3 protein-coding genes are annotated in these 3,316 nt (G+C 67.4%); all 3 read left to right on the forward strand.

The features are described 5' to 3' along the window. The coding region (locus tag B8784_RS00925) for a phosphopantetheine-binding protein (protein ID WP_143435231.1) at positions 1 to 533 on the forward strand (533 nt) is incomplete at its 5' end. A gap of 194 nt (positions 534 to 727) precedes the next feature. Further along, on the forward strand, positions 728 to 2,023 hold the full coding sequence (locus B8784_RS00930; protein WP_084395753.1) for an SDR family NAD(P)-dependent oxidoreductase: 1,296 nt from the start codon (positions 728 to 730) through the stop codon (positions 2,021 to 2,023). After that, on the forward strand, positions 2,016 to 3,316 hold a 1,301-nt coding region (locus tag B8784_RS00935; protein WP_169712596.1), incomplete at its 3' end, for a beta-ketoacyl [acyl carrier protein] synthase domain-containing protein. The genes B8784_RS00930 and B8784_RS00935, both read left to right, overlap by 8 nt.

Here is a 3,316-nt window from a genome sequence, read left to right on the forward strand (position 1 = left end):
ACATGCTCGAAGCCGACATGGACCTGGAGGGCGAGCTTGGCGTCGACTCCATCAAGCAGGTCGAAATCCTGTCGGCCCTGCGTGAGCAGATGCCAAACCTGCCCGAGGTCGCGCCCGAGCAGATCGCCGAGCTGCGCACCATTCGCAAGATTGCCGACTTCCTCGACCCGGGCACGACCAGCCCGGCCGCTTCTGCCGCACCCGCCACGAACGGTGTCGCCAATGGCAATGGCGCGCATACCGCCCCCGCCGCTGCAGCGCCTGCTCCAGCCCCGGCAGCCTCTGCCCCTGCAGCCCCGGCCGGCGATGACATGGCTGAACTCGTCCGCAACCTGATCGCCGAGAAGACCGGTTATCCGCCGGAAATGCTCGAGGACGACATGGATCTGGAAGGCGAACTTGGCGTCGACTCCATCAAGCAGGTCGAGATCCTGTCCGCCCTGCGCGAGCAGATGCCAAACCTGCCCGAAGTCGAACCCGAACAGATTGCCGAACTCCGGTCGATCCGGAAGATCGCCAATTTTTTTGGCTAGGGGGCGCGCCAGCGCCTGAGCGCGCTCGCCGCCCCGACCCGCCTGCCGCGTCCCAGCCCGAACCGCTCGCGCTGCGCACCGTCAGCTATGAGCCGCAACTTCCGGTCGGCCGCGTCACACCGGGCCTGCGGGAAGCCGGCCTGATCGAATATGTCGGCAGCGATCCGGCCTTCAGTCAGGTCTTCGTGCAGGCCATGCTGGAAGCGGGCTTCGTGATCCGCGAAGTCACCGCGCCTTCCGGCCAGGCCGAAGCGCTGATCGTTGCGAACGCCCTGAATGGCCCGGCGCTGGAGGCGCACACGGCCGCGCTGGCAACGGTCTCCGCGCAGGCGAAACGTCTTGAGACGCGCGGCGGCACGCTCATCCTTCTTCAGGATACGGGCGGACGCTTCCAGCCGGATGACGAGCGCGCCTGGCGCAGCGGCCTCACCGGCCTTGCCCGCACCGCCGCGCAGGAATTCCCCAAGGCGCTCGTGCGTGCCATCGATGTCGACATCGCAGACCTCGGTGCCCGATCGGCGAGCGACCGCGTGGTCGAGGAGCTGTTGAGCGGCGGGACGGCGCCGTGTATCGGCCTCTCCGCCAAGGGCCGGCTTGGCCCTGTCGAACTCGCGCTCGGCGATTTTACGCCTCAGACCGCGCAGATCGGCCCGCAGGATGTCATCCTCGTCACTGGCGGCGCCCGTGGCGTAACTGCAGACTGCATCATCGAACTGGCCCGCCAGACAGGCGCGCGCTTTGCCCTGCTCGGGCGTTCGGAGATCACGCCCTGGCCGGCAGACCTCGATCCGTCAACGGATCAAAAAGCCCTGCGCGGGGCCCTCGCCGCCCGCGCCAAGGCCGCTGGCGAGAAGATCACCCCCGCCGCTCTTAACGCCCAAGCGCGCGCACTCCTGTCCGGCGCCGAAATTCGTGCGACACTCACGGCCATCGAACAGGCCGGCGGCACGGCGCTCTACCTGCAGGCCGATGTGGCCAACCCGACCGCGCTCACCCCGGCGCTGCGCCAGGTCGAACAGAGCCTCGGCCCCATCACCGGCCTCGTTCATGGCGCAGGCGTGCTGGCCGACAAGCGCATCGCCGAAAAGACGGCAGACCAGGTCGCCAAGGTCTTCACGCCAAAGATCGCCGGGCTTGAGACGCTCCTTTCACAGATTGACGTGAATGAGCTGAAAACAATCGCCTTTTTCTCCTCCGTCGCCGCACGCTACGGCAATGTCGGACAGGCCGATTACGCCATGGCGAACGAAGTGCTGAACCGCATGGCGCAGAAGCTGAAAGCCGCCCATCCGGACGCCACCGTCACATCGCTGGGCTGGGGCCCATGGGATGGCGGCATGGTCGATGCCACGCTCAAGGCGAAGTTCGCTGAAATGGGCATTTCGCTCATCCCGCGCGAGGCCGGCGCCAAGGTCTTTACCGAGGCCCTGCTGGCCGGCCGTGACTGCCCGGTCGAGCTCATCATCGGCTCAGAGATCGCACATGGGTAAGGCGCGGTTCGAACCGATTGCGATTGTCGGGCGCGGCTGCATCCTGCCCGGAGCACTGTCGCCGGAGGCGCTGTGGCAGGCGGTCCTGGACGAGCGCGACCTGCTCAGCCCCGCCCCGCCCGGAAAGTGGGGTGTCACCGACGCCGAACAGAGCGAGATGGGCTATCGCGGCGGCTTCGTCACCGGCTTCGACAAAGTGTTCGACCCCGCGGCCTACGACCTCGGCGGCCTCGACGCCGCAGACCTCGACCCGCTCTTCCAGTGGCTGCTTCATGCGGGGCAGCAGGCCTGGCAGGAGGCGGGTACGCCCAAGGTGAAGCGCAGGAAGCTCGGCGTGATTGCCGGCAATCTCGGCTATCCCAGCCGTGCGCTTTGCGACTATGCCGGCGACATCTGGCAGGCCGGACGCTCCGATATCGACGCCTTCAACCGCTTCAACACCGGCGGCCCGGCGCGCCTGCTGGCGACCGCGCTCGGCGCGAAGGGCCCGGCCTTCGCGCTCGATGCCGCCTGCGCCTCGTCTCTCTATGCGGTGAAGCTCGCCTGCGACCGGCTGCAGGATGGCTCGCTCGACATGGCGGTCGCCGCAGCCGTCAACGGCGCGGACAATCTCATCCTGCATCAGGGCTTCAGCGCGCTCAACGCGCTCAGCCCGACCGGACGCTCTCGCCCCTTCGTGGACGGTGCCGATGGCCTCGTCCCGGCCGAGGGTGCCGCCGCTATCGTGCTAAAGCGGCTTTCCGATTGCACCAAAGACGACACCGTCTATGGCATCATTCGCGGCATCGGCCTGTCCAATGACGGGCGCCGCAAATCGCTGCTCGCCCCCGATGAAGGCGGCCAGGCCGAAGCCATGCAGGCCGCCTGGGCCATATCCGGGCTCGATCCGTCCACGGACATTGTCTTGATCGAAGCCCACGCCACCGGCACGCCGACCGGCGACAAGGTCGAGCTGAGGGCCACCGCCCAGCACTTCGCGGGGATCGACACCCTGCCCATCGGGTCGCTCAAGGGTAATCTCGGGCACCTGATCACCGCCGCCGGGCTCGCCAGCCTGATCAAGATGAGCTTCGCGCTGAACGACGGCGTCATCCCGCCAACCCGGATTGAGGGCGAGGCGCTCGACGGCTTTGCGGGCTCCAATATGGCCCCGGCGCGAAAAACTGCCTGGCCGGAGGACCGCCCGCGCATCGCCGCGATCAGCAATTTCGGCTTTGGCGGCAACAATGCCCATCTGATCCTCGCCGCCGATGATGGTACGCGCCCGAAAGCAGCCAAGCGCAAGCCGCTGAA

The organism is Henriciella aquimarina, from assembly GCF_002088975.1.
GTDB lineage: Bacteria > Pseudomonadota > Alphaproteobacteria > Caulobacterales > Hyphomonadaceae > Henriciella > Henriciella aquimarina.